Source organism: Variovorax boronicumulans, assembly GCF_019352895.1.
In the GTDB taxonomy this organism is placed as follows: domain Bacteria; phylum Pseudomonadota; class Gammaproteobacteria; order Burkholderiales; family Burkholderiaceae_C; genus Variovorax; species Variovorax boronicumulans_A.
This window is the reverse complement of sequence record NZ_JAAAFX010000004.1, coordinates 1,908,827-1,933,062: the sequence shown is the minus strand read 5'-3', so window position 1 is coordinate 1,933,062 and position 24,236 is coordinate 1,908,827. Positions and strand designations below refer to the sequence as shown.

General features: G+C 68.5%; 22 protein-coding genes and 1 pseudogene. 7 read left to right on the top strand and 16 right to left on the bottom strand.

What is annotated here, in order from left to right:
• The 3 genes from K0H49_RS10510 to K0H49_RS10500 are packed head-to-tail and all read left to right on the top strand — an operon-like array spanning window position 1 to window position 2,904.
• Window positions 1-1,020, top strand: coding sequence for an ABC transporter ATP-binding protein (locus tag K0H49_RS10510; RefSeq protein ID WP_219211829.1), 1,020 nt, complete (start codon window positions 1-3; stop codon window positions 1,018-1,020).
• Window positions 1,017-2,057 carry an ABC transporter ATP-binding protein gene (locus tag K0H49_RS10505; protein WP_307886034.1) on the top strand — a complete coding sequence of 347 codons (1,041 nt, stop codon included), beginning with the start codon at window positions 1,017-1,019 and terminating at the stop codon, window positions 2,055-2,057. Before K0H49_RS10510 ends, K0H49_RS10505 begins: the two co-directional genes overlap by 4 nt.
• Before the next feature lie 19 nt (window positions 2,058-2,076).
• Window positions 2,077-2,904, top strand: coding sequence for an alpha/beta fold hydrolase (locus K0H49_RS10500; RefSeq protein ID WP_219211826.1), 828 nt, complete (start codon window positions 2,077-2,079; stop codon window positions 2,902-2,904).
• Window positions 2,905-2,974: 70 nt separating this feature from the next.
• On the opposite strand, the pseudogene K0H49_RS10495 reads toward K0H49_RS10500, so the two are convergent.
• The 3 genes and pseudogenes from K0H49_RS10495 to K0H49_RS10485 all read right to left on the bottom strand — a co-directional run bounded on the left by K0H49_RS10495 (window position 2,975) and on the right by K0H49_RS10485 (window position 6,317).
• Window positions 2,975-3,457, bottom strand: a pseudogene (locus K0H49_RS10495) (GFA family protein).
• A 59-nt stretch (window positions 3,458-3,516) separates the two neighbouring features.
• Window positions 3,517-4,977, bottom strand: a complete 1,461-nt coding sequence (locus K0H49_RS10490) for an N-acyl-D-amino-acid deacylase family protein (RefSeq protein ID WP_219211823.1) — start codon at window positions 4,975-4,977, stop codon at window positions 3,517-3,519.
• A gap of 14 nt (window positions 4,978-4,991) precedes the next feature.
• Entirely contained in the window at window positions 4,992-6,317 is a 1,326-nt protein-coding gene (locus tag K0H49_RS10485) for an MFS transporter (protein ID WP_219211822.1), read from the bottom strand.
• Window positions 6,318-6,464: 147 nt separating this feature from the next.
• Between K0H49_RS10485 and K0H49_RS10480 the strand changes: the two genes are divergently transcribed.
• From K0H49_RS10480 to K0H49_RS30960, 3 genes are all read left to right on the top strand, one after another.
• The gene (locus tag K0H49_RS10480) at window positions 6,465-7,277 is read left to right on the top strand and encodes a helix-turn-helix domain-containing protein (protein ID WP_219211820.1); all 813 of its coding nucleotides are present in this window, start codon (window positions 6,465-6,467) and stop codon (window positions 7,275-7,277) included.
• Window positions 7,278-7,378: 101 nt separating this feature from the next.
• Window positions 7,379-8,161: an aspartate/glutamate racemase family protein gene (locus K0H49_RS10475; RefSeq protein ID WP_219211818.1), complete on the top strand. Its 783-nt coding sequence runs from the start codon at window positions 7,379-7,381 to the stop codon at window positions 8,159-8,161.
• Window positions 8,158-9,129 carry an asparaginase gene (locus tag K0H49_RS30960; protein WP_219211814.1) on the top strand — a complete coding sequence of 324 codons (972 nt, stop codon included), beginning with the start codon at window positions 8,158-8,160 and terminating at the stop codon, window positions 9,127-9,129. The genes K0H49_RS10475 and K0H49_RS30960 overlap by 4 nt, the downstream gene beginning before the upstream one ends.
• A 73-nt stretch (window positions 9,130-9,202) precedes the next feature.
• Here K0H49_RS30960 and K0H49_RS10465 read toward each other — a convergent pair whose 3' ends face one another.
• From K0H49_RS10465 to K0H49_RS10425, 9 genes are all read right to left on the bottom strand, one after another.
• Entirely contained in the window at window positions 9,203-9,682 is a 480-nt protein-coding gene (locus K0H49_RS10465) for a hypothetical protein (RefSeq protein ID WP_219211813.1), read from the bottom strand.
• 40 nt (window positions 9,683-9,722) lie between these two features.
• Window positions 9,723-10,928: a M20 aminoacylase family protein gene (locus K0H49_RS10460; protein ID WP_219211812.1), complete on the bottom strand. Its 1,206-nt coding sequence runs from the start codon at window positions 10,926-10,928 to the stop codon at window positions 9,723-9,725.
• The gene (locus tag K0H49_RS10455; protein WP_219211811.1) at window positions 10,925-11,812 is read right to left on the bottom strand and encodes an N-formylglutamate amidohydrolase; all 888 of its coding nucleotides are present in this window, start codon (window positions 11,810-11,812) and stop codon (window positions 10,925-10,927) included. The genes K0H49_RS10460 and K0H49_RS10455 overlap by 4 nt, the downstream gene beginning before the upstream one ends.
• Window positions 11,809-12,846: an ABC transporter ATP-binding protein gene (locus K0H49_RS10450; RefSeq protein ID WP_219211808.1), complete on the bottom strand. Its 1,038-nt coding sequence runs from the start codon at window positions 12,844-12,846 to the stop codon at window positions 11,809-11,811. Before K0H49_RS10450 ends, K0H49_RS10455 begins: the two co-directional genes overlap by 4 nt.
• 7 nt (window positions 12,847-12,853) lie before the next feature.
• Window positions 12,854-13,849: an ABC transporter ATP-binding protein gene (locus K0H49_RS10445; RefSeq protein ID WP_257624653.1), complete on the bottom strand. Its 996-nt coding sequence runs from the start codon at window positions 13,847-13,849 to the stop codon at window positions 12,854-12,856.
• 8 nt (window positions 13,850-13,857) lie between these two features.
• The gene (locus K0H49_RS10440; protein ID WP_219211804.1) at window positions 13,858-14,820 is read right to left on the bottom strand and encodes an ABC transporter permease; all 963 of its coding nucleotides are present in this window, start codon (window positions 14,818-14,820) and stop codon (window positions 13,858-13,860) included.
• Window positions 14,817-15,794 carry an ABC transporter permease gene (locus tag K0H49_RS10435; protein ID WP_219211795.1) on the bottom strand — a complete coding sequence of 326 codons (978 nt, stop codon included), beginning with the start codon at window positions 15,792-15,794 and terminating at the stop codon, window positions 14,817-14,819. Before K0H49_RS10435 ends, K0H49_RS10440 begins: the two co-directional genes overlap by 4 nt.
• Before the next feature lie 130 nt (window positions 15,795-15,924).
• Window positions 15,925-17,523 (bottom strand): ABC transporter substrate-binding protein, encoded by a 1,599-nt coding sequence (locus K0H49_RS10430; protein WP_374122330.1) that lies wholly within the window; start codon window positions 17,521-17,523, stop codon window positions 15,925-15,927.
• A 162-nt stretch (window positions 17,524-17,685) separates the two neighbouring features.
• The gene (locus tag K0H49_RS10425; protein ID WP_219211793.1) at window positions 17,686-18,621 is read right to left on the bottom strand and encodes a succinylglutamate desuccinylase/aspartoacylase domain-containing protein; all 936 of its coding nucleotides are present in this window, start codon (window positions 18,619-18,621) and stop codon (window positions 17,686-17,688) included.
• A gap of 184 nt (window positions 18,622-18,805) precedes the next feature.
• Between K0H49_RS10425 and K0H49_RS10420 the strand changes: the two genes are divergently transcribed.
• Window positions 18,806-19,027: a hypothetical protein gene (locus K0H49_RS10420; protein WP_219211791.1), complete on the top strand. Its 222-nt coding sequence runs from the start codon at window positions 18,806-18,808 to the stop codon at window positions 19,025-19,027.
• Window positions 19,028-19,159: 132 nt separating this feature from the next.
• Here K0H49_RS10420 and K0H49_RS10415 read toward each other — a convergent pair whose 3' ends face one another.
• The 4 genes from K0H49_RS10415 to K0H49_RS10400 all read right to left on the bottom strand — a co-directional run bounded on the left by K0H49_RS10415 (window position 19,160) and on the right by K0H49_RS10400 (window position 24,076).
• Window positions 19,160-19,882, bottom strand: a complete 723-nt coding sequence (locus tag K0H49_RS10415) for an ABC transporter ATP-binding protein (protein WP_219211789.1) — start codon at window positions 19,880-19,882, stop codon at window positions 19,160-19,162.
• Window positions 19,883-19,893: 11 nt separating this feature from the next.
• A complete protein-coding gene (locus K0H49_RS10410; protein ID WP_219211787.1) occupies window positions 19,894-21,861 on the bottom strand; it encodes a branched-chain amino acid ABC transporter ATP-binding protein/permease in 1,968 nt (655 codons plus the stop codon).
• 5 nt (window positions 21,862-21,866) lie between these two features.
• Window positions 21,867-22,742: a branched-chain amino acid ABC transporter permease gene (locus tag K0H49_RS10405; RefSeq protein ID WP_183023303.1), complete on the bottom strand. Its 876-nt coding sequence runs from the start codon at window positions 22,740-22,742 to the stop codon at window positions 21,867-21,869.
• Between the two features lie 107 nt (window positions 22,743-22,849).
• On the bottom strand, window positions 22,850-24,076 hold the full coding sequence (locus K0H49_RS10400) for an ABC transporter substrate-binding protein (protein ID WP_219211785.1): 1,227 nt from the start codon (window positions 24,074-24,076) through the stop codon (window positions 22,850-22,852).
• Between the last annotated feature and the right edge of the window lie 160 nt (window positions 24,077-24,236).

Genomic DNA, 24,236 nt, shown 5'->3' with positions numbered 1-24,236 from the left:
ATGACACGTCCCCAGACAGCGGCACGCGCGCCCCTGCTCGACATCCGCGCACTGCACACGCACTTCGAAACCCAGCGCGGCACCGTGCGCTCGGTCAACGGCGTGAGCCTGCACGTCGGCGCCGGCGAGATCGTTGGCCTGGTCGGCGAATCGGGCTGCGGCAAGAGCGTGACGTCGTTCTCGGTCATGCGCCTGATTCCAAGCCCGCCAGGAAGCATCGTCGGCGGCGAGATCATCTTCGAGGGCGAGGACCTGCTGAAGAAGTCCGACGCCGAAATGCGTGCCATCCGCGGGCGCAGCATCTCCATGATCTACCAGGATCCGATGACCAGCCTCAACCCGCTGCGCAGCATCGGCGTCCAGATCGCCGAGTCGGTCGCGCTGCACGAAGGCGTCTCTCAGCGCCAGGGCATGCAGCGCGCCGTCGAGATGCTGCAGCTGGTGGGAATCCCCCTGCCCGCGCAGCGCGTGAACGAGTACCCGCACCAGCTCTCGGGCGGCATGCGTCAGCGGGTGATGATCGCGATGGCGCTGGCCTGCAACCCTCGCTTGCTGATCGCCGACGAGCCCACGACGGCGCTCGATGTGACGATCCAAGCCCAGATTCTCGAACTGCTGCAGCGCCTGAAGCGCGAGCGCGGCATGGCGATCGTGCTGGTGACGCACGACCTCGGCGTGGTCGCCGAAACCTGCGAGCGCGTGGTGGTGATGTACGCCGGACGCGTGGTCGAGGAGGCCGACGTGACCTCGCTCTTCAAGCACCCGCTGCACCCCTACACGCAGGGTCTTCTCGACTCCATCCCCCGCATGCATGAAGAGCAGGAGCGGCTGTTCGTCATCGAGGGCGAAGTGCCTGATCCACTGGATCCGCCACCGGGCTGCCGCTTTGCATCACGCTGCCCACATGCCATGCCGCTTTGCCGCGAGGCCGAACCGGCACTCGTGGAATACGCGCCGGGGCGCAAGGCGGCTTGTTTTATCGCGGGCGAGCGGTTCAACACACAGGCATCCACCTCATGATCTCGAACCAGAACATCATCTCGGCAGAACCACGATTGGCAGATCCGTTGCTCCAGGTCAACGATCTCAAGAAGCACTTCGCGCTGCGCGGCACCGGCCTGATGGCCCATCGAGGCAGCAGCGTCAAGGCGGTCGACGGTGTCTCGTTCGACATCGGCCACGGCGAGACCTTCGGCATCGTCGGTGAATCGGGCTGCGGAAAATCGACACTGGGCAAAGTCATCGTGCGCCTGCAGGAAGCCAGCGCCGGCCAGGTTGTCTTTGAAGGGCAGGACATCCTGGCGCTGGATGCGGCCCGCATGCGTGCGGTGCGGCGTGACATCCAGATCGTGTTCCAGGATCCCTACGCGTCGCTCAATCCACGGATGACGGTGGCACAGATCGTCGGCGAGCCCTTTGCAATCCACCGCCTGGGAAATGGCGCCGAGCGCGAGGCACGGGTCATGCGCCTGCTCGATGCAGTGGGACTTTCACGCTCCCATGCCATCCGCTATCCGCACGAGTTCTCCGGCGGGCAACGCCAGCGCATCGGCATTGCGCGCGCGCTGGCGCTCAACCCGAAGCTGATCGTCTGCGACGAACCGGTCTCGGCGCTCGACGTCTCCACGCAGTCGCAGGTGATCAATCTGCTGGCCGACCTGCAGAAGGAGTTCGGCCTGGCCTATCTGTTCATCGCGCATGGGCTGGCGGTGGTGAAGCACATCTCCGAACGCGTGGGCGTGATGTATCTCGGCAAGATGGTCGAGATCGCACCCAAGCGTGCGCTGTTTGCGCAGCCAGCGCATCCCTACACACAGGCTCTGATGTCGGCAATCCCGCTGCCTGATCCGACGCTGCGGCGCCAGCGCATCGTGCTCCAGGGCGACGTGCCCTCGCCGGTCAATCCACCTTCGGGTTGCCGCTTCCACACACGTTGCCCGCGCGCGGCCGAAGTAGGTGAAGCCTGCCGCACGGTCGAGCCGCCGATGATCCGGATCGCCGAACGGCACTGGGCCGCCTGCCACTTGCTCACCCCATGCCCCCCCGCAGCCTCCTGAACCTTCCAAGAACAAGACCATGCCCTTCATCGATCGCGACAGCGCGCGCCTGTACTGGCGTGCCGACGGCCACCCCGCACGCCCGCCCTTGCTGCTCGGAAATTCGCTCGGCACCGACCAGTCGCTCTGGGACTGCGTGATGCCGCGCCTGATGAATTCATTTCGTGTCATCCGCATGGACTACCGCGGACACGGCGCATCGGCGCTTGTACAGCAGGCGGTCCGCACGCCCTGGACGATCGGCTTGCTCGCCGAAGACATGCTGGCCGTGGCCGACGCCGCGGGCGCCGAGCGCTTTCATTTCGCCGGCATCTCCATCGGCGGAATGATCGGCCTCTGGCTCGGCGCACACGCGAGTCATCGGCTCAAGGGGCTGCTGGTGTCCAACACGGCGGCCCGCTTGCCCGAAGGCGTCTGGCCGACACGCATCGAGACAGTGCGCGCAGGCGGAATGCGCGCGCTGCTCGAAAGCACGCTCGGGCGTTGGTTCCTCGAGGCCAATGCCATGCGCAACGAGGCCCTGATCGCGACGGTGCGGCAGAACTTTCTGCTCGTCGACCCCTTGGCCTACGCTGCCGCGGGCGAGGCGCTCTCCGAGATGGACCTTCGTCCGATACTGCATCGCATCCATGCGCCGACCACTGTCGTCACGGGTCGGTACGACCTGTCGACGCCGCCGGCGTTGGGTGAATCCATCGCGACAAATATCGAAGGCGCACGCTGCATGCAACTGCCCGTCGCACATATCCCTCACCTGGATTCTCCGGTCCCGTTCGTCGCCGAGATCGAGGCCCTCTTGACCCGCCCCCCAGCCAGCGCAGTCGCCGAGCACGAGAGACACACTTAGCCAGATTCGGCGAGGCTTCTCTGCGGCTTCTGCTGGCGAACCCGGCGGCAAGCCTCCGGGATCTGCGCCTTCAACCCTCCAGCCCGTGCCGCTGGTGCCACTCCGCCAGCGACTCGGACGGAAAGCGCGCGAAGTGCTTGTGGCCTCGGCCTTTGGGCGTCTTCCCAGCCGACGGCGAAGTCCAGCGCCGCCTCCACTACCTCGGGCGGCTTGGGCAACGGCGTGTCGATGGCCGAGGCATGCGGATGGATCAGCTCGGGCCAGCGCGGGTCCCACAGCCACAGCGCGCTGCCGCACTTGAGGCAGAAGCGGCGCTCGGCCTTCGAGCGGGTGGCGCGCTTGCCCTCTTCCCGCATCACGGCGTGGTAGGTGCCCAGGTGCTTCGCGCCCTTGACCTTCAGCGTGCGGGCATCGCCGCCCAGGTTGATCGCGTAGCCCCGCCCCCGGCCGTCTTGCGGCAGATCGAGCAATGGCAGTGCATGAACGGGACCGGGCTGTCGGCGTCGAGCGAGAAGCGGACGGCGCGGCAATGGCAGGAGCCTTCGAGGTGCATGGGTTTCCTGTCGAGAACGGATCGGATGATCCGGTGCGTCCCACTCTACACAACGCGCCTCACCCGGCCCGTGCGCGCGTCAGCACCTGCCCGGCCCGCGCGCCCGTCGAGGCACCCGCGCGCCAGGTCGGCACGCCGTTGACGAACACCGCCTCGATGCCCTCGGCGGCCTGCTCGGGATCGGCGTAGGTGGCGGCGTCGCGCACGGTGGCGGCGTCGAAGACCACGATGTCGGCCTGCTGCCCCACGGCCAGCGTGCCGCGCCCCTGCAGGCCGAAGTTGCGCGCCGTGAGCCCGGTCATCTTCCAGACCGCGGTCTCGAGCGGGAACAGGCCGATGTCGCGGCTGTAGTGGCCCAGCACGCGTGGGAAGGTGCCCCACAGCCGCGGGTGCGGGCTCGGGCCGGTCGGCAGGCCATCGGAGCCGATCATGGTGTCGTCGAAGGCCAGCACGCGCTGCACGTCGTGCTCGTCCATCAGGAAGGTGATCGCGCTGCCGGGCTGCAGGCGGCGCGCGGCCTCTTCGCGCGGCACGCCCCAGTCGCGCGCGATGTCGTCGAGGTCGCGGCCCGCGCACTCGGGGTGCGGCGTGCTGGAGGCGATCAGCACGCGGCCGTCGAGCATGCCGCGGTCGGTGCGGATCATGGTGGAGCCGGCGCCGTAGGGGTAGCAGTCGAGCGCCACGCACTGGTGCTTCATGGCCTCGCGGATGCGCGGCAGCGTCTGCGCGGTGCGCCCGAAGTTGGCGCGTCCCTGCACCTTGTGGTGCGAGATCACCACCGGCACGCCGAGCGCCTGCCCGATGGCGAAGGTTTCCTCGAGCGCGTCCATCACCTGGCCCGATTCGTCGCGCATGTGGGTCGCGAAGCGCGCGCCATGCGCGGCCAGGTCGCGGCCGACGGCGATGATCTCCTCGGCCGAGGCATGGGCCGCGGGCGGGTAGAAGGTGCCGGCCGACAGGCCCAGCGCGCCGGCCTCGAGCGCTTCCCGCAGCAGTTCGCGCATCGCGTCGATCTCGCCTGCATTGGCACTGCGCTGCAGGTCGCGCATGGCCCAGACGCGCAGGTTGGTGTGGCCCACGAAGGCCGCGACGTTGAGCGCGGGCGGGTGCTCGCGCAACGCCTGCAGGTAATCGCCGAAGCGCGCAAAGCGCGACCCGTCGGCATCGTCCATCAGGCCCATGGGCATCGGCAGCACGTCGCCCGTGCGCAGCGGCGCGGCGCTCATGCCGCAGTTGCCGGTAACCACCGTGGTCACGCCCTGCGAGACCTTGAAGCGCATCTCGGGCTGCAGCAGCAGCGCCTGGTCGTCGTGCGTGTGCGCATCGACGAAGCCCGGCGCCACGATGCGGCCGGTGGCGTCGATCACCTCTGCGGCCCGGGCCTGCGACAGGTCGCCGATGGCGGCGATGCGCCCGTCGCGCACGCCGACGTCGGCACGCAGACGCGGCGCGCGCGTGCCGTCGATCACGGTGCCGCCGCGCAGCAGCAGGTCGAAGGAATCGGTCTCGGTGGGGTTCATCTCGTTTCTCGGGTTCAGCGCCGGCGGCGCACCACGGCCAGCATCAGCAGGCCCGACAGCACATAGAGCGTCAGCACGAAGTAGATGGCCGGCACCGGGTTGCCGGCGCGCGCGTTGATCATGCCGATGACCGGCGGGCTCACCGCGCCGCCCAGGATTGCGAGGCTGTTGATGAAGGCGATGCCGGTGGCGGCGACGGGTTTGGCCAGGTACTCGGTGACGACGGTGATGAACAGCGGCGTGGCCGCGGCCAGGCCGATCACCGCGATGCACAGGCCCAGCATCGAGAGCGCCAGATGGCTCTGCGCCTGGATCGTGATCCAGAGCCCGAGCGCCGCGAGGAAGCTCGAGGCCGCGTAGTGCCAGCGCCGCTCGCCGCGGCGGTCGGAGCTGCGGCCGATGAGGATCATGCCGATCACGCCCAGCACCTGCGGCACCGCCGCATAGAGGCCGATCTGCACCAGGTCGGTCACGCCCCAGCCCTTGATCAGCGTGGGCATCCAGAACACCAGCGCGTAGTTGGCGCCGATCAGCAGGAAGTCGACCAGCGCCAGCGCGTAGACGCGCGGGTCTTTCAGCAGCGCTCGCATGCTGCCGTGGCCCGCCGACGCCACGGCGGGGTCGGTCGCGAGCTCCCGGCGCAGCAGGGCCTTCTCTTCGGCCGACAGCCAGGGCGCCTGCTCGGGGCTGTCGTGCAGGCAGAACCAGACCACCACGCCCAGCACCGAGGCCGGCAGCCCTTGCAGCAGGAACAGCCACTGCCAGCCCGTCCAGCCGTGGACGCCGTCGAAGTGCTTCATGATGAAGCCCGACATCGGGCCGGCGAGCACGCCGGCGGCCACGGCGGCGGCCATGAAGATCGCCACCACCTGTCCGCGCCGCGCCGAGGGGTACCACTGCGTCAGGTAGTAGACGACGCCGGGCAGGAAGCCGGCCTCGAACACGCCGAGCAGGAAACGCAGCGTGTAGAACTGCGTGGGCGTCTGCACGAACATCATGCCGGCCGCGACCAGGCCCCAGCAGAACATGATGCGCAGCAGCGTGGCGCGCGCGCCGATGCGCTTGAGCAGCATGCTGCTGGGCACCTCGAACAGGAAGTAGCCGATGAAGAAGATGCCGGCGCCCAGGCCGTAGACCTCGTCGCCGAAGGGCAGCGTCTGCTTCATCTGCAGCTGCGCATAGCCCAGGTTCACGCGGTCGATGTAGGCCACCATGTAGCAGACCATTAACAGCGGAAGCATGCGCCAGTCGAGACGCCGGAACAGGCGCCGCGACGCGTCGGGATCGGCCGCGTCGGGCAGCGGCGGGGACAGGGTCTGGAGCGGGTGGGTGGTGTTCATGCGAGGTGCGGTGAAGCGGCGGGAGGGGTGGCGAAATTGTCGGTTCCGGCCCCCGGCGCCGCAATTTCGCGACCGACCAAAGATGGCGCGAATCGGCGCGATGCGCGCGCCATCTTGCGCCACCCTTGCCCTGCTACGCTCCCGCGCATGAACGCGTACTTCCCCGGCAACCTCAAGCTGCTGTGCAGCCACTACCGCTCGATCGCCGACGTCTGCCGGCGGCTCGAGATCAACCGCGCGCAGTTCAACAAGTACCTGAGCGGCCAGTCGGTGCCGACGGCCCACAACCTCAAGCGCATCTGCGACTTCTTCGGCGTCGACGAACTCGAGATCGCACAGCCCGCGCCCGCCTTCGCGCAGCTGATCGGCGTGCGCCGCGACGGGGGGGCCGAGGCCCAGCCGAAGTCGCCGCCGCTCGCGCACCTCGAGCACCTGCGGGCGCAGTCCTCCGAGTCCCGGCTCGCGCGCCATGTCGGCTACTACTTCGAGTACTACCACTCGATGTCCTCGCCCGGCCACATCCTGCGTTCGCTGGTCCACCTGCGCGCGGACGCCGGTTATTTCAGCTACGAGCGCACCGAACGCCTGCAGCAGGCCGACGCACCCGCCGACCATGTGCGCTGCCGCTACATCGGCACCGCCTTCGACCTGCAGGGCAAGCTGTTCCTGGTCGACTACGAATCGCTGACCTCCAACGAGATCTCGCAGACCGTGCTCACGCCCAGCTTCAAGAACCGCGTGACGCGGCTCAACGGGCTCAAGCTGGGCGTGGCCTCGAACGACCAGCGCGCACCCTGCTGCAGCCGCGTGGTGTGGGACTACCTGGGCACCGAGATCCGGCGCGTGAGCTGCTACCGGCAGCTGGGCCTGTTCGCGCCGGACGATCCGGCCATCGGCTCGGACATCCGCGAACAGCTGCAGGCCGTGAAGCTCGAGCAGGGCTTGTTCCAACTGCGCTGACGGGGCGCGCATCAGTTCGCGACGGCGGCGGCGGCAAGTCGCGGCGAAAGCGCAAGGGTCGCGGAATTGCCCGGGCCGGGACCGGCTTCGAGAATTTGCCCATGACTTCTTCCTGCACCCTGGGCACCGCTGCGGCGGGCCCCACCGACCTCTCGCACGCCGAACCCCGAAGCCGCCCCGCCATCGGCATCCTCACGGGCTCGGGCCCCGAAGCCGGCATCGACCTCTGGACCAAGCTGCTGCACGAGAACCGTCGCCGCCTGGGCCCGGCCTTCCGTGGCGACATCGACGCGCCCACGGTCCACGTCGTCTCCGACCCGGTGCTGGGCCTGTCGATGGAACTCGAGCGCACCGAGGCGCAGGTCTGGGCCGCGCTAAAGGCCGACGCGCAGGCGCTCGACGGCCGGGTCGCCGTCTATGCGATCGCCTGCAACACGCTCAACCTGTTCGCCGACCGGCTGCAGGCGCTGGCGTTGCGCGCCCAACTGCTGTCCTTCACCGAGGTCGTGGGCGAGCATCTGGCGCGCATCGGTGCGCAACGCGTATGCCTGCTGGGCGCGCGGCCGGTGGCCGAACTGGGCGAATGGTCGCCCTACCGCACGCTGCGCACGCGCTTCGACTTCGAGCCGCTGGGCAGCGAGGCCACCGAAGCGCTGCACCAGCTCATCTACGACATCAAGTGGCGCGGTGCCGCACACCCGGGCCTGCGCAAGCGCTTCGCCGCGCTGCTCGCGGGCATCGAGGCGCCTGTCGTGCTGCTGGCCTGCACCGAGCTGCCGCTGGTGGCCGAACTGCCGGGCGACGGGCGCCTGGTCGACGTGACCCAGCTCGTGGCCGAGGCCCTGCTCGACCGTACGGGCGTTCCGGCCGCGTCGTCGTCGTGAACGCCGCGCCGCGCATCGGCGTGCTCTACACCGGCGGCACCATCGGCATGCAGCCACACGCGGGCACGCTGGCACCGTCGGCCGCGCTCGCCGACAGCCTGCAGGCGACCCTGCAGGCCCTGCACGGCAAGGCGCTGCAGTGGCGCATCGCCGCGCTCGCTCCGCCCATCGACAGCGCCGACGCCACCCCCGCCACCTGGCACGCGATGGCCGACGCGATCCTGGCGCTGGCGGATGCCGGTTGCGACGGCGTGCTGGTGCTGCACGGCACCGACACCCTGGCCCACAGCGCCGCGGCGATGGCTTTCCTGCTGCAGGGGCTGCCCATCCCGGTCGTGTTCACCGGCAGCATGCTCCCGGCCATCGCCCCCCACAGCGATGCCTGGCCCAACGTGCGCGGTGCCGTCGCTGCCTTGCGCGAGCCCGGTGCCTCGGGCCTGCGGCTTCATTTCGCGGGCCGCACCCTGAGCGCGGTGCGCTGCAGCAAGCGGCGCAGCGAGGGCTTCGACACCTTCGCGGAGCGCGCTCCCGGCCCGGTGGCGGATCGCGTGCCGGCGCCGTGGTCGCTGCGCCAGCGCTGGCAGCCGCGTCGCGTCGCCCTCCTCACGCTGCACCCCGGCTTCGCGCCCGAACTGCTCGACGCGCTGCCGCACGCGGGCATCGCCGGCTGCGTGCTGGCCTGCTACGGCAGCGGCACCGCACCCACCGGCGATGCCGCCTTCATGGCCGCGCTGGCGCGCGCCCACCGCGCCGGCGTGCTGCTGCTGGCCGTGAGCCAATGCGCCGATGGCCGGGTGCGCATGGACAGCTACGAAGCGAGCCGGCGTCTGGCCGATGCCGGCGTGATCGACGGCGGCGGCATGACTGCCGAGGCGGCGCTCGGGAAGCTGCATGTGCTGCTGGCGGCGGGCCTGCGTGGCGATGGCTGCGAACGCTGGTTACGGCAGGATCTTTGCGGGGAGATGTGAGCACGGGCTGCATGCGGCGATGCGCAGCCGCACGACCGACCACCCACCGATGCCAGCGCCCAACGGTCATCCTTCAATCCAGCACGCTGACGCCCTCGGCACGCAGAAGCTGAATGAGGGCCTCGATCTCCCCCGCAGCGAGGTCGGCCAGGCACCGCGTCAACAGGGCATGGTCGTGCACCTCGGCCGAGAGCACATGACGGCGCGATTGGAACCAGCCAGTCTTCTCCTTCCACATCAGCATCACCTGCTGACAGGACGAGCCGGGCAATGACAGCGGAATGGTGCTCACATGAAGCCTGGCCCGCCGATCCGGCGAACAAAAGATCACTGCAGGCAGGGGCGCCTCTTGCGTCTCCAGCCACGCCACCATGATGGTTGCCCAATCGACGCCCTTCACGAGGGCGAGGGCCGCCGCGGGATCGGACACCCCGGCGGTCTTGCCGTCGGAAGGGCCGAGCTTCAGCGTGGTGTAGGTCAGCATGGTTGACGTTGGGTCGAGCAGTCGGATCTGGTGCGGCAAAAACGAGCGCCGGTCCTCGGCGCTTTTCATCGCGTCGAGGCCCGCTCCTGATCAAGCGCGACGGGGGCGGCTACTCCCGCGCGAAGAACGCCTCCACCAACCGCACCCAGTAGGTCGACCCCACCGGCAGCAATTCGTCGTTGAAGTCGTAGTTCGGGTTGTGCAGCTCGCACGGTCCCATGCCGTGGTAGGTGTTCTCGCGGTGGCCGCCGCCGCCGTTGCCCACGAACAGGTAGCAGCCCGGCACCTTCTCCAGGTAGAAGGAGAAGTCCTCGGCGCCGCCGTGCTGGGGCGTGTTCGGGTCGACCTTGTCGGCGCCGAAGGTGTCCTTGGCGACCTGCATCGCGAAGTCCGTCTGCGCGTCCCAGTTGACCAGCGGCGGGTAGGCGCGGTGAAACTTGAGTTCGCCGGTGCCGCCGTGCACCTGCGGCAGCAGTTCGGCCATGCGGCGCATGTTGCTTTCGATCTCGTCGAGCACCGCGGTGCTGAAGGTGCGCACGGTGCCGCGGATCACGGCCTCGCCGGGCAGCACGTTGTAGGCATCGCCGGCATGGATCTGCGTCACGCTCACCACCGCCACGTCGATCGGGTTCTTGTGGCGCGAGATCAGCGTCTGCAGCGCGCCGACCATCTCGGCCGCGATCACGATGGTGTCGACCGCCTTGTGCGGCTGGGCCGCATGGCCGCCGGTGCCGCGCACGATGATGTCGAAGCGGTTGCTCGAGGCCATGGCCGCGCCTTTGCGGAAGGCGAAGTGGCCCGTCGTGAAGCCGGGCATGTTGTGGATGCCGTAGATCTCCTCGCAGGGGAATCTGTCGAACAGGCCATCGTCCATCATGGCCTTGGCGCCGGCGTTGCCGCCCTCCTCCGCGGGCTGGAAGATGAAGTTGACCGTGCCCTCGAAATCGCGGTGCGTCGACAGGTAGTGCGCCGCGCCCAGCAGCATCGCGGTGTGGCCGTCGTGGCCGCAGCCGTGCATGCGGCCCGGGTTCTTCGAGGCGTGCTTGAACAGGTTGTGCTCGGGCATGGGCAGCGCGTCCATGTCGGCGCGCAGGCCGATGGCGCGCTCGCCCGGGCCGCGGCTGCCGTGCAGCACGCCGACCACGCCGGTCTGGCCCAGGCCGCGGTGCACCTCGATGCCCCAGGCCGCGAGGCGCTCGGCCACCAGGTCGGAGGTGCGCGTCTCCTTGAAGGCGAGCTCGGGGTGCGCATGGATGTCGCGGCGCAGCGCGGTGAATTCCGCGTGGCGTTCTTCGATGTCGGCAATCACGGTCATTTGACTTGGTCCTTCACGTAGTCGGCAATCTCTTTGGAAACAGCGGTGAGCGCATCTTGCAGCGCATCGAAGCCCGCACTGCGCTCGCGGGTCTTTTCGTCCAGGTACAGGCCGCGGTGGATCTCCACCTGCAGGCTGTGGCGGCGCTCGGCCGGCCGGCCCAGGCGGGCGATCAGCGCCACGCCCTTGAACGGGTCGTTGATGGCCACGCTGAAGCCGCGCTTCTTGAGCGACTCGGCGACCAGCGCCGTGAACTCGGGTGCGGCCGTGGTGCCGTCGCGGTCGCCCAGCACGAAGTCGGCCAGCGGGTGGTCGCTCTGGATCTGCAGGCCCTCGTACGAATCGGCGGGCATCGAGTGCAGGTTCAGGTGCCACACCGCGCCGAAGCGCGCATAGGCAGCCTCGATCTGCTCGCGCATCGCCGCGTGGTAGGGCGCGTGGTAGGTCGCGATGCGCTGCTGCACCTCGGCCACCGGCAGCTTGCGCGCGTAGATCGGCGACTTGCCGTTCTTCTCGGCGTCGCGCCAGATCAGGCCGATGCCCAGGCGCGTCTTCTCGCTGGGCTGCAGCGGCGTGGGCCAGGGCCCGGACAGCAGTTCGGCGTCGATGTCCTCGATGTCGCGGTTGGGGTCGATGTAGGCGCGCGGGAACTCGGCCGCGAGCAAGGTGGCGCCGACCGAGGGCAAGGCCTGCCACAGCACGTGCACGTCGGTGTCCTCGCCGCCGCGCAGGACGTCGAAGGGCACGGCGTAGCCGAAGTCGTCGGGGTACTGCGTGCCGCTGTGCGGCGAGTCGCAGACCAGCGGCACGGGCTCGCCCTCGGGCAGGCGCAGCGTGAAAGGAGGGAACGGCGTCGGAACGCTCGGAAGGACGGTCGTGGTCATGAGGGCATGTCGTTGAGGTGGCAGGCGCTGGTGTGGCCGGTCTGCAGCGTGCGCAGCAGCGGCGCCTCGGTCTTGCAGCGCGGCATCGCGTGCGGGCAGCGCGGGTGGAAGGCGCAGCCGGGCGGCGGCGCCAGGGGGGATGGCAGTTCGCCCTTGATGGGCTGGTAGGCGCGGCGCGTGGTCTCGAGCGTGGGCAGCTCCGACAGCAGCGCCTGCGTGTAGGGATGGTTGGGCGCGCTGAAGATGGTCTCGGTGGGTGCGACCTCGACGATGCGGCCCAGGTACATGATGACCACGCGGTCCGACACATGGCCCACCACGCCCAGGTTGTGGCTGATGAACAGGTAGGTCAGGTCGAACTCGCGGCGCAGCGCGAGGAACAGGTTGAGCACCTGGGCCTGGATCGACACGTCGAGCGCGGCCACCGCCTCGTCGCAGACGATCAGCCGCGGCTTGAGGGCCAGCGCGCGTGCGATGCCGATGCGCTGGCGCTGCCCGCCCGAGAACTGGTGCGGGTAGCGCTGCGCATAGTCGGGGTCGAGCCCGACCTGGCGCATCAGCGCGCCCACGTATTCGGCCTTCTGCGAGGCCTTGACCAGGCCGTGCACCACCGGCGCCTCGCCCACGATGTCGAGCACCCGCATGCGCGGGTTGAGCGAGGCCATCGGGTTCTGGAAGATCATCTGCACGCCCAGGCCCCAGGCGCGGCGCTCGGTGGCGTTCATCTGCGCGATCGGCCTGCCCTGGTAGCTGACCGTGCCTTCGGTCGGCGGGTTGATGCCCGCGATCACGCGGCCCAGGGTCGACTTGCCGCAGCCGGATTCGCCGACCACGCCGATCACCTCGCCGGGCCGGATCTCCAGGTCGACGTCGGCCACTGCGTGCACCACCGAGGCGCGGTTCTGGGCGCCCATGAGGTTGGCGATGCGCGCGGCCAGGTCGATGTCCTGCGTGAAGCGCTTGGAGATGCCCTTCAGCTGCAGCAGCGGCGTGCCGGTCGTCACGGGGGTGGGTTGTTCGAGAAGGGTTTCCATGAGCGGTTCAGGCCATCTCGGGGGTCAGCATGTGCCAGCAGCGCACCGTCTTGCCCGCGGGCGCGGGCTCGGGTTGCGGCACGGCCAGGCAGGTGTCGGTCGCATGGCCGCAGCGCGGCCGGAAGGCGCAGCCCTGCGGCAGGTGCAGCAGCGAAGGCGTCATGCCCGGGATCTGCCGCAGCAGGGTGCCGTGCGTGGCGCGCGTGGGAATCGAATCGATCAGGCCGCGCGTGTAGGGATGCGAGGGCGCGCGGATCACGTCGGCCGTCGTGCCGCTCTCGACGATGCGCCCCGCATACATCACGGCGATGCGGTCGGCCAGGCTCGAGACCACCGCCAGGTCGTGGGTGATCCAGATCATCGCGGTGCCGGTCTCGCGGCACAGCTTCTGCACCTCGTAGAGGATCTGTGCCTGGATGGTCACGTCGAGCGCCGTGGTCGGCTCGTCGGCAATGATCAGCTTGGGCCGGTTGAGCAGCGCAATGGCGATCGCCACGCGCTGGCGCATGCCACCCGAGAGCTGGTGCGGATAGGTCTGCAGCCGCTCCTCGGGCGAGGGGATGCCAACCATCGCGAGCGCATCGCGCGCTCGGGCCAGCGCGGCCTTGGCACTGACCTTCTCGTGCGCATGGATGGCCTCGACCATCTGCGTGTCGACGCGCAGCACCGGGTTGAGCGTCATCATCGGGTCCTGGAAGATCATCGCGATCTCCTTGCCGCGCAGCTTCTGCAGTCGCGCTTCCGATGCGCCCACCAGTTCCTCCCCCAGGTAGCGGATGTGGCCGCCCGCGATGCGCCCGGGCGCATCGATCAGGCCGATCACCGAGAAGCCGGTGATGCTCTTGCCCGAGCCCGACTCGCCCACCAGCCCGAGGATCTCACCGGCGTTCACACGCAGGTCGACGCCGTCGACCGCCTTGACCACGCCGCCGTGGGTGAAGAAATGGGTCTGCAGGCCCTGCACCTCGAGCACGGGCTGCACGCTGGATGTCTTCGATGCCATCGTCATGCTCAGTGTGCGTTGTGCGGGTTCAGGATGTCGCGCAGGTGGTCGCCCACCAGGTTGATGCCCACGATCGACAAGGCCAGCGCGATGCCCGGGAAGAACGAGATCCAGTAGTTGCCCGAGAGCAAAAACTCGAAGCCGTTGGCGATCAGCATGCCCAGCGAGGGCTCGGTCACAGGCACGCCCACGCCCAGGAAGGACAGCGTCGATTCGAGCGCGATGGCGTGCGCCAGGTCGATGGTCGCGATCACGATCAGCGGCGGCATGCAGTTGGGCAGCATGTGGCGCAGCAGCACCCGCGGCCAGCCCAGCGACATGCACTGCGCGGCCTCGATGTATTCCTTGGCGCGCTCGACCAGCGCCGCGCCGCGCGCGGCCCGCGCGAAGTAGGCCCACTGCACGATGACCAGCGCGATGATCACCTTGTCCACGCCCTTGCCCAGGATGGCCAGCAGGATCAGCGCCACCAGGATGGCCGGGAAGGACAGCTGGATGTCGACGATGCGCATCAGCAGCGCGTCGATCCAGCCGCCGAAGTAGGCCGCGGCCAGGCCGACCACGCTGCCGATGGCCAGCGCCGCCGCCACCGAGATGCCGCCCACCATCAGGCTGGTGCGCAGGCCGTAGAAGATGGCCGAGAGCAGGTCGCGCGCCTGGCCGTCGGTGCCCAGCCAGTAGGTCATGGTGCCGGCCGCGTCCTTGCTGCCGGGCGGCAGCTTGGAATCGAAGATGTCGAGCTTGCCGATGTCGTAGGGGTTCTGCGGCGAGATCCAGGGCGCGAGCAGCGCCACGCCGACCGCCAGCGTCAGCAGCACCAGGCCGAACACCGCCAGCTTGTTGGCCAGGAACTCGCGCCGGAAGCGCTGCCAGGGCGTCTCGGGCGGTGGCAGCAGCACCGGGCCTTCGGCGATCAGCGCGGGCAGCGCCTCGGGGGCGGCCACCGCGGCCTGGAGGGTGGTGTCGTTCATGCCTTGGCTCCCTGCAGCCGCACGCGCGGGTCGAGCACCGAATAGAGGATGTCCACCGCGAGATTGAGCATCACGAGGAAGAACACGATGAGGATCAGGTAGGCCACGACCACCGGGCGGTCGAGCGTGATGATCGAGTCGAGCAGCAGCTTGCCCATTCCGGGCCAGGCGAAGATGGTCTCGGTGACCACCGCGAAGGCCACCACCTGGCCGAACTCGAGGCCGCCCACGGTGACGATCGGGATCATGATGTTCTTGAGCAGGTGCACGCGCAGGATGCGGCTCCAGCCCAGGCCCTTGGCGCGCGCGAACTTGATGTAGTCCATGGGCAGCGCCTCGCGCGTGGCGGCCCGCGTCACGCGGATGATCAGCGCGCCCTTGGCCAGCGCGATGGTCACGGCCGGCAGCACCAGCCGCGACCAGCCGTCGAGCGTGAGCACGCTGAGGTCCAGCGGCCCCAGGTGCACCGTGGCGCCGCGCCCGCTGGCCGGCAGCCAGCCCAGGTAGACCGCGAACACCATGATCAGCATCAGGCCGACCCAGAAGTTGGGCAGCGAGAAGCCCAGCACCGAGCCGGTCATGATGCCGCGCGTGCTCAGGGCATGCGGCCGCAGCCCGGCCCAGATGCCCAGCGGCACGCCGAGCAGCATCGCGAGCCCCATCGACACCACCGCCAGCTCCAGCGTGGCGGGCATGCGCTCGAGGATCAGGCCCATGGCCGACTGGCCGGTGAGGAAGCTCTTGCCGAAGTCGAGCTGCACCGCATGCTGCATGAACAGCGCGTACTGCTGCCACAGCGGCTTGTCGAGCCCGAAGGCTGCGCGGATCTCGTCGCGCTCGAGGTCGGTGGCCTCGGCGCTGGCCATCATCGAGACCGGGTCGCCGACCACGTAGAGGCCGACGAAGACCAGGCCCGACATCACGGCCATGACGAGCACGGCCTGCAGCAGGCGGCGGATGATGAAGGCGGACATCGCGTCAGGAAGGGATCGTGGGGGCCGGCCTCTTCAGCAAGAGCAGCCGGCCGTCATCGTGGAAAAAAGATCGATCGGGCGCGGGCTCTGCGGCCCGTCGCCCCTGCGGCAGCGTCGGATGCCTGCGGGCTTACTTCGAAGGCACCGCGTACTGGATCATGGTCTGCTGGTCGGCGCGGCCCTTGAAGCTCACGTCCTTCTTCATCGCCCACACCGAATGCTCGAAGTGGATCGGCAGCATCGCGAAATCGGCCATCGCGATCTCGCTGGCCTTGGCCAGCGTGGCCGCGCGGGCCTTGTCGTCCATCTGGTTGGCCGACTCGGCCACCAGCTTGTCCATCTCGGGGTTCGAGTAGCGGCTGCGGTTGGTGGTGCCCAGGCCCTTGTCCTTGTCGGGCGTGACCAAGAGCGAGTTCAGCGTGTTCGACATCTCGCCGGTCGCGGTGCCCCAGCCGGCCAGGTAGGCGCTGTAGGTGTAGCTGTCGCGGTTCTTGAAGAACACGGCCGGCGCGTTGGCGTCGATCGAGGTCTTGACGCCGATGCGCGTCCACATCGCGGCCAGCGTCTGCGCGACCTTGCTGTCGTTGATGTAGCGGCCGTTGGGCGTGCCCAGCACCAGCGTGAAGCCGTCGGGATAGCCGGCCTCCTTGAGCAGCGCCTTGGCCTTCTCGGGGTTGGGCTTGGCAGCCGTCGTGAGGTTCTTGCTGGCGCCGAACATCGGGTACGGCAGCAGCTGGGCCGCGGGCGAGGCCACGCCGCCCATGGTGCGCGACACCAGCGCCGAGCGGTCGATGGCCAGCGAGAGCGCTTCGCGCACGCGCTTGTCGAGCAGCGGGTTCTTGTCGTTGGTGCCGGTGATGCCGGGCGTGGTCTCGCCGTTCTGGTCGAGCGCCACGTAGATGATGCGGTTCGAGGCCTTGGTCTCGACGCGCAGCTTGGCGTCCTTCTTGAGGCGCTCGAGGTCGTCGGTCGGCGGGTCTTCCACCAGGTCCACGTCACCCGCGAGCAGCGCCGCGGTGCGCGCGGCCGGGTTGCTGATCGGGCGGTAGATCACCTTGTCCCAGGCCGGCGCCTTGCCCCAGTAGTTAGGGTTGCGCTCGAAGATGATCTCCGAGCCGCGCTTCCACGAGACGAACTTGTAGGGGCCGGTGCCGACCAGGCCGTTGCCGGCGTTGAGCTCGGTGGTGGTCTTGCCCTCGGGCGCGGCCCCGGCCGCGGCCTTGGCCGACATGATCGGCAGCCCCACCATGTTGATGGCCAGCAGCGGGTACGGCTCGGTGGTGGTGATGCGCACCGTCAGCGGATCGGGCGCCTCGATCTTCTCGACCTTCTGCAGGTAGACCTTGAAGGAGGACGGGCTGTTGGGCACCTTGGGCACGCGGTCCATGGTGAACAGCACGTCGGCCGAGGTCATGGGCGAGCCGTCGGAGAACTTGACGTTGGGCCGCAGCTTGAAGGTCCAGACCTTGCCCTCGGCGGTCCAGGACTGGGCCAGGCAGGGTTCGGGCGCGAGGTCGGCGTCGACGCACACCAGCGGGTCGAACAGCGTCTGCGAGAGCTGGATGTTCGGCGTGAGCGCGTGGTACTGCGGGTCCATCGACGTGGGCTCGGTCTTGAGCGCGACCACCAGGTCGCGCGCGAAGACGGTGCCCGAGAAAGCCGAGCCGGCCACCACGAGGGTGGCGAGCAGCTTGAAGGCGATCGGACGGCGGTACGGGTTTCCAGGCATGGGCGGAGTTCTCCAGCGGGTTCGGGAAAAGGATGTCGATGAGGCGTGGAGCAGGTCTTGCAAGAACTGCACCACGTCGCATCGGACGTGTCTTCCAGAATAGGGTTCGCGGCCGCCGCCGCGTCCCCGTGATAACCCGCTCGCCGCCTCCGGGCGGCCGCTTTAGATGGGCCGGGTCAGGTAGACCGCTTCGCGGCCCACGATCGGCAGCCGCGTGGGCATGAAGATCGTGCAGTCGTCGCAGGGCGAGCGGATCTCCTCGGTGCCGTTCATCGCGATCAGCTCGCCCTCGGCGAAGGTCTCGAAGCCGATCAGCGGGCGGGTGAAGGCGAAGCTCGCGTCTTTCACCATGTGGGTCTGCAGCAGCTCGAAGCGGCGTTGCGGGCCGGGCGCGGGCGCGGCCGGGTCCTTGTCGATCAGGCCGAAGTGCGCGAGGAAGCCCAGCGTCACGGCCGTGGCCAGGTCGGCTGCCGATTGCTTGAAGTGCTGGCCGCATTCGACCACCATCGCGGCGCCCTTCCCTTCCGCCTCGCCGTGGTGGCCGTACTGGATCAGCGGCGTGCCCGAGCCCAGGCCGTTGGGCATCACGAGGTGCACCGGCGGCAGACCCACGGACAGGGCCACGGCGGCATTGCGCTCGTAGGCCGGATACACCCAGAACGGCACCACGTCCTGGCTCGTGGAATGGATGTCGAGGATGTAGTCGGCCGCGTCGATCACCGGGCGCAGTTCACGCGCGCGGCGCAGCTCGGGGCTGTCCTCGCTGCCGTCGAGCAGTTCGGCCGACCAGATGCGGTTGAGGTTGTGGACGATCTGGCGGTTGTCGTAGGGCTTGGCTTCGTCGAAGGCGTTGTAGGCCTCGATGTGCGAGAAGCTCACCGTGAGCGTGCCGATCTTGGGCCGCACGCCGGTGTCGAGCAGGTGGGTCGCGGCCACCATGCCGCAGATCTCGTTGCCGTGCGTGAGCGCGTTGATCAGCACGTGCGGGCCGGGCTTGCCCGATTCGAAGCGGTGGACGTAGTCGACGCCGGTGTTGCCTTCGCGGTAGGCCGACAGGTCGCGGGGCAGGACTTCGAGCGCGGATTCAGGGGAGGTCATGAAGATGAAATGAAGTGGTTCGTGCGGGGGACCGCCAGTTTGCTACACATCGCAACAACGCGTCGGCCGCGCCCTGCTTGCCGCAGCGCAACACGGCCCCTTCTCCGACACGCGCCGCGCCCGGCCCCGATTCCAATCGGGTGTGGCCTGCGTCCTGCAGGCTCGTCTTTTTTCGGAGGAACCCATGAGCCAATTCGCAACCATCCGCGGCCACGTCACCTACTCGCCCGGCGACGGCGTGCCGCTCGTGATTCCCGAAGGCACGGTGGTCGAGGTCGTGCTCGCGCCCGACAGCGCCACGCTGAGCTGGGAAGCCGAGAAAGGCGTGCTCGGCCTCACGGCGATCCCGCTGATGCAGTACGAGGAGTACGTCGAGGCCGGGAAGATCGTGCTGAAGGACGCCTAGTTTTCGGGATCGGATACCGGACCTAGAAGGCGCAGAGGTTTCGCAGAGGACGCAAAAGCAAGACCAGATCCTGGATTCTCTTTTTGGCGCCTTCTGCGTCCGGAAGTCCGCGTTCCGGCGGTGCGCGCTCCGTCAGTGCCCACCGCCCAGGTAGGCCGCCTTCACCGCCGGATCGCTGCGCAGCTTGTCGGCGGGCCCGTGCAGCGAAATGCGGCCGTTCTCCAGCACATAGCCGTAGTCGGCCACGCCCAGCGCGGCGGCCGCGAACTGCTCGACCAGCAGCATGGTCACGCCCTCGCTCTTGAGCCGCTCGATGATGCGGAACACCTCGGCCACGAGGATCGGCGCCAGGCCCATCGAGGGTTCGTCGAGCAGCACCACCTCGGGGTTGAGCATCACGGCACGCGCCATCGCCAGCATCTGCTGCTCGCCGCCCGAGAGCGTGCCGGCCAGCTGCATGCGGCGCTCCTTGAGCCGCGGGAACAGTTCCAGCGCGCGTTCCAGGTCGCCCGCCACGTCGCCGCGCGGCCGGCTGCCCGTGAGCCGCGGGAAGGCGCCTAGCGTGAGGTTGTCGGTCACCGTCATGGTCGCGAACACGCGCCGACCTTCGGGCGAATGGGCCAGGCCGAGCTTGGCGATGTGGTAGCTCTCTAGCCCGTCGATGCGCTTGCCGTTGAGCGTGATCTCCCCCGCGGTGGGCGCGATCATTCCTGAGACCGCGCGCATGGTGGTGGTCTTGCCGGCGCCGTTGGAGCCGATCAAGGTCACGACCTTGCCCTTGGGCACCTCGATCGAGATCCCGTGCAGCACCTGCACCTTGCCGTAGCCGGCCGAAAGATTGTGGATGGTCAGCATGTGCGGGTTCCTCAGGCGGGGTTCGGAGCGGCGTCGGCCTGGCCGCCGAGATAGGCCTCGATGACCTTCTCGTCGGCCTGCACCTCGGCCGGCACGCCCTCGGCGATCTTCTGGCCGAAGTCGAGCACCGAGACCGTGTCGCACATGCTCATCACCACGTCCATGTGGTGCTCGATCAGGATCACGGTGATGCCGTGGTCGCGGATCTTGCGGATGATCGCGATCAGTTCCTTGATGTCGGGCGCGGTCAGGCCGGCCGCGGGCTCGTCGAGCAGCAGCAGCTGCGGGTCGAGCGCCAGCGCGCGCGCGATCTCGAGCAGGCGCTGCTTGCCGTAGGGCAGGTTGCGTGCCTCCTCCACCGCGAACTCGGCCAGCCCGACGAAGCCCAGCAGCGACAGCGCGCGGCTGGCCGCGGCGTCGCGCTCGCGCCGGTAGCGCGGCGTGTGCAGGGCCACGTCGGCCAGGTTGCTGTCGAAGGTGTGGTGCAGCCCCACCTGCACGTTCTGCAGCGCGGTCATCTCGCCGAAAAGCTGCACGTTCTGGAAGGTGCGCGCGATGCCCGACAGCGCGATGTCGGCCGAGGTGCGCCCGACCAGCGAGCGGCCGGCGAAGGTCAGTGCGCCGGCGGTCGGCACGTAGATGCCGGTGAGCACGTTCATCATCGTGCTCTTGCCCGAGCCGTTGGGCCCGATCAGGCCGTGGATGCTGCCGCGGCGGATGCTCAGGTCGACGTTGTTCAGCGCCTTGAGGCCGCCGAACTGCATCAGCACGCCGGCGGCGTTAAGCACCTCGTCGCCGGTCTGGCCCGCGGCCGAGACCGAGACCGCATCGGCCGCGCCGGCGCCCCCGGCCGTGACCTCGACGACCGGCGCGGGCCGGCGCATGTTGAAGGCCTTGCGCACGAAGCCGACGATGCCGTCCTGCAGGTAATACACGACGAACAGCATGATCACGCCGAAGATCGAGAGCCGCCAATCGGTCATGGTCTGCAGCCAGAAGGCCAGGCCAGCCAGCGCGATGCTGCCCACCACGGGAATCGCCATCTGCACCGGCGTGGCGCGCTGGCGCTGCACAGCGACCACCGCCGTGATCAACACCAGCACCGCCAGCGCCACCGACACGTAGCGGAACAGCACCACGTCGTCGAGCAGCTTGGGCAGCAGCACGATGATGGCCGCGCCCAGCATCGAGCCGATGCGGCTCTTGCGGCCGCCCATGATCACGGCCAGCAGGAACAGCACCGTGAGCTCGAAGTTGTAGGAGTTGGGCGAGATGTACTGCTCGGAATAGGCATAGAGGCAGCCCGCCAGCCCGGCGAAGCCCGCGCTGATCACGAAGGCGTAGACCTTGTAGCGGTAGACCGACACGCCCATGCAGTCCGAGGCCACCGGGCTGCCGCGCAGCGCCTCGAAGGCGCGGCCCAGGTGGGAGCGCAGGATGCGGTGCACCACGATCAGCGCCAGCACCATCAGCACCACCACCACCCAGTAGAACTCGCGCTCGTCGAGCTTGTGGCCGAACAGCGAGGGCTTCTCGAGCTTGATGCCCATCGGCCCCTCGGTCAGGAAGCTCATCTCGTTGATCAGGATCTGGATGATGGTGCCGAAGGCCAGCGTGACCATCGCCAGGTAGGGCCCCGACACGCGCAGCGCCGGCAGGGCCAGCAGCGCGCCGAAGCCGGCCGTGAGCAGGATCGCGGCCGGCACCGTGACCCAGAAGGGCGCGGCCAGCTTGAACACCAGCACGCCGGCGGTGTACGCGCCCAGGCCGAACAGGCCGGCGTGGCCCAGCGACACCTGGCCGGTGTAGCCGACCACGATGTCGAGCCCGAACAGCACGATCGCGTAGATCATGATGGTCTCGAGCAGGTGGATGTAGTACGGGTTGTCGAAGGCGATGGGGAACAGCAGCAGCGCGACGACGCCCGCGACGGCCAGCAGCAGGTGGCGGGGCTGGAGTTTCTCGGTGTGGACAGCCATCTCGTTCAGACCTTCTTGATGGCGGTCTTGCCGAACAGGCCCTGCGGGCGCACCGCCAGCACGATCAGCAGCAGCACCAGGCCGGGCACGTCCTTGTAGCCGGTGCTCAGGTAGAAGCCGGTGGTGGTTTCGGCCACGCCCAGGATGATGCCGCCCACCACGATGCCCATGCCGCTGGTCAGCCCGCCGATGATCGCGACCGCGAAGGCCTTCAGGCCCAGCACCGCGCCCATGGTGGCGCCGGTGAGCGTGAGCGGCGCGATCAGCACGCCGGCGAAGGCAGCCGTCATCGAAGACAGCGCATAGGAGAAGGTGATGACCAGACCGGTGTTGATGCCCATCAGCTTGGCGGCGTCGCGGTCGTTGAAGGTCGCGACCACGGCCTTGCCGTAGATGGTCTTGCGGTTGAAGAACTCGACCGCCAGCATCATCAGCAGCGCGCCCACCACCACCAGGATCTCCATCGGCAGCACGTTGGCGTTGAGGAATTTGAGCGGCGACTCGGGCAGCGGCGAGGGGAACTTGAGGTCGTCTCGGCCCCAGACGTTCTCGGCCACGTTCTTGAAGATGATGCCCAGCGCGATGGTCGACATGATCCAGCCGAATTCCGACTTGATCTTGATCGCCGGCCGCACGCCGATGCGCTCGACCACGATGCCCTGGAAGGCACCGAACAGGCAGACGATCGGGATCATCAGCCAGTAGTTCACGCCCAGCCCCACCAGCGTGAGGCCGACCAGCGCGCCCAGCATCAGGGCGTCGCCCTGGCCGAAGTTCAGCGTGTCGGAGGTGGCGAAGGTCAGCTGGTAGCCGAAGGCGATGACGGCGTAGATCATGCCCAGCGCAATGCCGCTGAAGATGAGTTGGGTCAGGATTTGCATGGCGAAGCTCTCGCAAGACGTGGCGTGGCGCCGACGGTCAATCAAGAAAGACGCCGCCGCGGGAAGACCCCGGGGCGGCGCCGGACGGCGCCGGAGCGCCAGGGGACTTACTTGATCAGGGCGGCGTTGGCGGCCGGATCCTTCAGCTGCACCTTGGCGGCGTTCTTCTGGTCTTCGGCATTGGCATAGACCACGCGGCCGCCCTTGACCTCGCCGAACACCGGGATGTTCGCGGTGATCGCGTCATGGTCGGTCTTGGAGAAGGGCTTGTCGTAGGTCGTGACCACGCCTTCGACCGGCGTCTTCAGGTCCTCGAGCGCGGCCTTGATCTTCGGCCCCTCGGTGCTGCCGGCCTGCTTGATGGCCGCGGCCAGCAGGTAGATCGAGTCGTAGCCCTGCGCCGCCGACACCGGCGAGTCCATGCGGTTGTTCTTGGGCTTGAAGGTCTTCACGAAGTTGTCGATGAAGGCCTTGCGCTTGGGCGTGGTCGGCTCCTGGATGAAGGTCTGCGGCATGCGCGCGCCATCGCCGCCCGGGCCGGCGTTGTCGATGAAGTTGGCCATGGCCAGCGTCCAGCTGCCCACGATCGGCACCTTCCAGCCCAGCTTGGTCATGCCGTTGGCGATCTGCGCCAGTTCGGGCCCGATGCCGTAGGTCAGCACGGCTTCGGCGCCGGCTTCCTTGGCCTTGAGCAGCTGGGCCGTCATGTCGACGTCCTTGATGTTGAACTTCTCGACCGCCACGGCCGTGATGCCCTTGCTCTTGAGCGCCTTCTCCAGGTCCTCGCGGCCCAGCTGGCCGTAGTTGGTGGAGTCGGCCAGGATCGCGACCTTCTTGTAGCCGCGACGCGTGATGGCCTCCTCCACGATCATCGGCGCCTGGATGCTGTCGTGCGCCGCGTTGCGGAACACGTAGTTCTCGGGCTCCTTCTCGAACTGCTTGGTGATGATCGAGCCGGTCGCCACGTTGTTGAGCACCGGGATCTTGGCTTCCTGGAAGAAGCGCTGCGAGGCCAGCGCCACGCCGGTGTTGATGTAGCCGACTGCGGCCACCACCTTTTCCTTGTTGATGAACTCCTGGGCGATCTGCACGCCGCGTTCGTTCTTGGCCTCGTCGTCGCGCTCGACCAACTGCAGCTGCCGGCCCAGCACGCCGCCGGCCTTGTTGATCTCCTCGGTCGCCAGGCGCACGCCGTCGCGCATGCTGACGCCCATCGACGACGACCCGCCGGTGAAGGGCCCGTCGACACCGATCTTGATCGGGTCGGCGGCAAAGGCGGCGGTCGAGAGGGCAATGGCACCGGCCAGGGCCAGGTGCTTGAAGCGGAACTGCATGTGTGTCTCCAATGTTGTCGAAGTACTACGGGACTCAGGTCTCGCGCCGCGCCCGAACGGTCGAGCGGGACTTCAACGAACATAGCCAGAACGTCACCTGTTGCAGAGAGTGACAACCCTAGCGGGCAGCCGCACCGCGCTGGTGCGAGCCGCCCTCCCC

Excerpts from the sequence above, each read along its gene's own strand:
- K0H49_RS10510 (WP_219211829.1), top strand. The coding sequence starts at position 1 with ATGACACGTCCCCAGACAGCGGCACGCGCGCCCCTGCTCGACATCCGC.
- K0H49_RS10505 (WP_307886034.1), top strand. The coding sequence starts at position 1,017 with ATGATCTCGAACCAGAACATCATCTCGGCAGAACCACGATTGGCAGAT.
- K0H49_RS10500 (WP_219211826.1), top strand. The coding sequence starts at position 2,077 with ATGCCCTTCATCGATCGCGACAGCGCGCGCCTGTACTGGCGTGCCGAC.
- K0H49_RS10490 (WP_219211823.1), bottom strand. The coding sequence starts at position 4,977 with ATGAACCCCACCGAGACCGATTCCTTCGACCTGCTGCTGCGCGGCGGC.
- K0H49_RS10485 (WP_219211822.1), bottom strand. The coding sequence starts at position 6,317 with ATGAACACCACCCACCCGCTCCAGACCCTGTCCCCGCCGCTGCCCGAC.
- K0H49_RS10480 (WP_219211820.1), top strand. The coding sequence starts at position 6,465 with ATGAACGCGTACTTCCCCGGCAACCTCAAGCTGCTGTGCAGCCACTAC.
- K0H49_RS10475 (WP_219211818.1), top strand. The coding sequence starts at position 7,379 with ATGACTTCTTCCTGCACCCTGGGCACCGCTGCGGCGGGCCCCACCGAC.
- K0H49_RS10465 (WP_219211813.1), bottom strand. The coding sequence starts at position 9,682 with ATGAAAAGCGCCGAGGACCGGCGCTCGTTTTTGCCGCACCAGATCCGA.
- K0H49_RS10460 (WP_219211812.1), bottom strand. The coding sequence starts at position 10,928 with ATGACCGTGATTGCCGACATCGAAGAACGCCACGCGGAATTCACCGCG.
- K0H49_RS10455 (WP_219211811.1), bottom strand. The coding sequence starts at position 11,812 with ATGACCACGACCGTCCTTCCGAGCGTTCCGACGCCGTTCCCTCCTTTC.
- K0H49_RS10450 (WP_219211808.1), bottom strand. The coding sequence starts at position 12,846 with ATGGAAACCCTTCTCGAACAACCCACCCCCGTGACGACCGGCACGCCG.
- K0H49_RS10445 (WP_257624653.1), bottom strand. The coding sequence starts at position 13,849 with ATGGCATCGAAGACATCCAGCGTGCAGCCCGTGCTCGAGGTGCAGGGC.
- K0H49_RS10440 (WP_219211804.1), bottom strand. The coding sequence starts at position 14,820 with ATGAACGACACCACCCTCCAGGCCGCGGTGGCCGCCCCCGAGGCGCTG.
- K0H49_RS10435 (WP_219211795.1), bottom strand. The coding sequence starts at position 15,794 with ATGTCCGCCTTCATCATCCGCCGCCTGCTGCAGGCCGTGCTCGTCATG.
- K0H49_RS10430 (WP_374122330.1), bottom strand. The coding sequence starts at position 17,523 with ATGCCTGGAAACCCGTACCGCCGTCCGATCGCCTTCAAGCTGCTCGCC.
- K0H49_RS10425 (WP_219211793.1), bottom strand. The coding sequence starts at position 18,621 with ATGACCTCCCCTGAATCCGCGCTCGAAGTCCTGCCCCGCGACCTGTCG.
- K0H49_RS10420 (WP_219211791.1), top strand. The coding sequence starts at position 18,806 with ATGAGCCAATTCGCAACCATCCGCGGCCACGTCACCTACTCGCCCGGC.
- K0H49_RS10415 (WP_219211789.1), bottom strand. The coding sequence starts at position 19,882 with ATGCTGACCATCCACAATCTTTCGGCCGGCTACGGCAAGGTGCAGGTG.
- K0H49_RS10410 (WP_219211787.1), bottom strand. The coding sequence starts at position 21,861 with ATGGCTGTCCACACCGAGAAACTCCAGCCCCGCCACCTGCTGCTGGCC.
- K0H49_RS10405 (WP_183023303.1), bottom strand. The coding sequence starts at position 22,742 with ATGCAAATCCTGACCCAACTCATCTTCAGCGGCATTGCGCTGGGCATG.
- K0H49_RS10400 (WP_219211785.1), bottom strand. The coding sequence starts at position 24,076 with ATGCAGTTCCGCTTCAAGCACCTGGCCCTGGCCGGTGCCATTGCCCTC.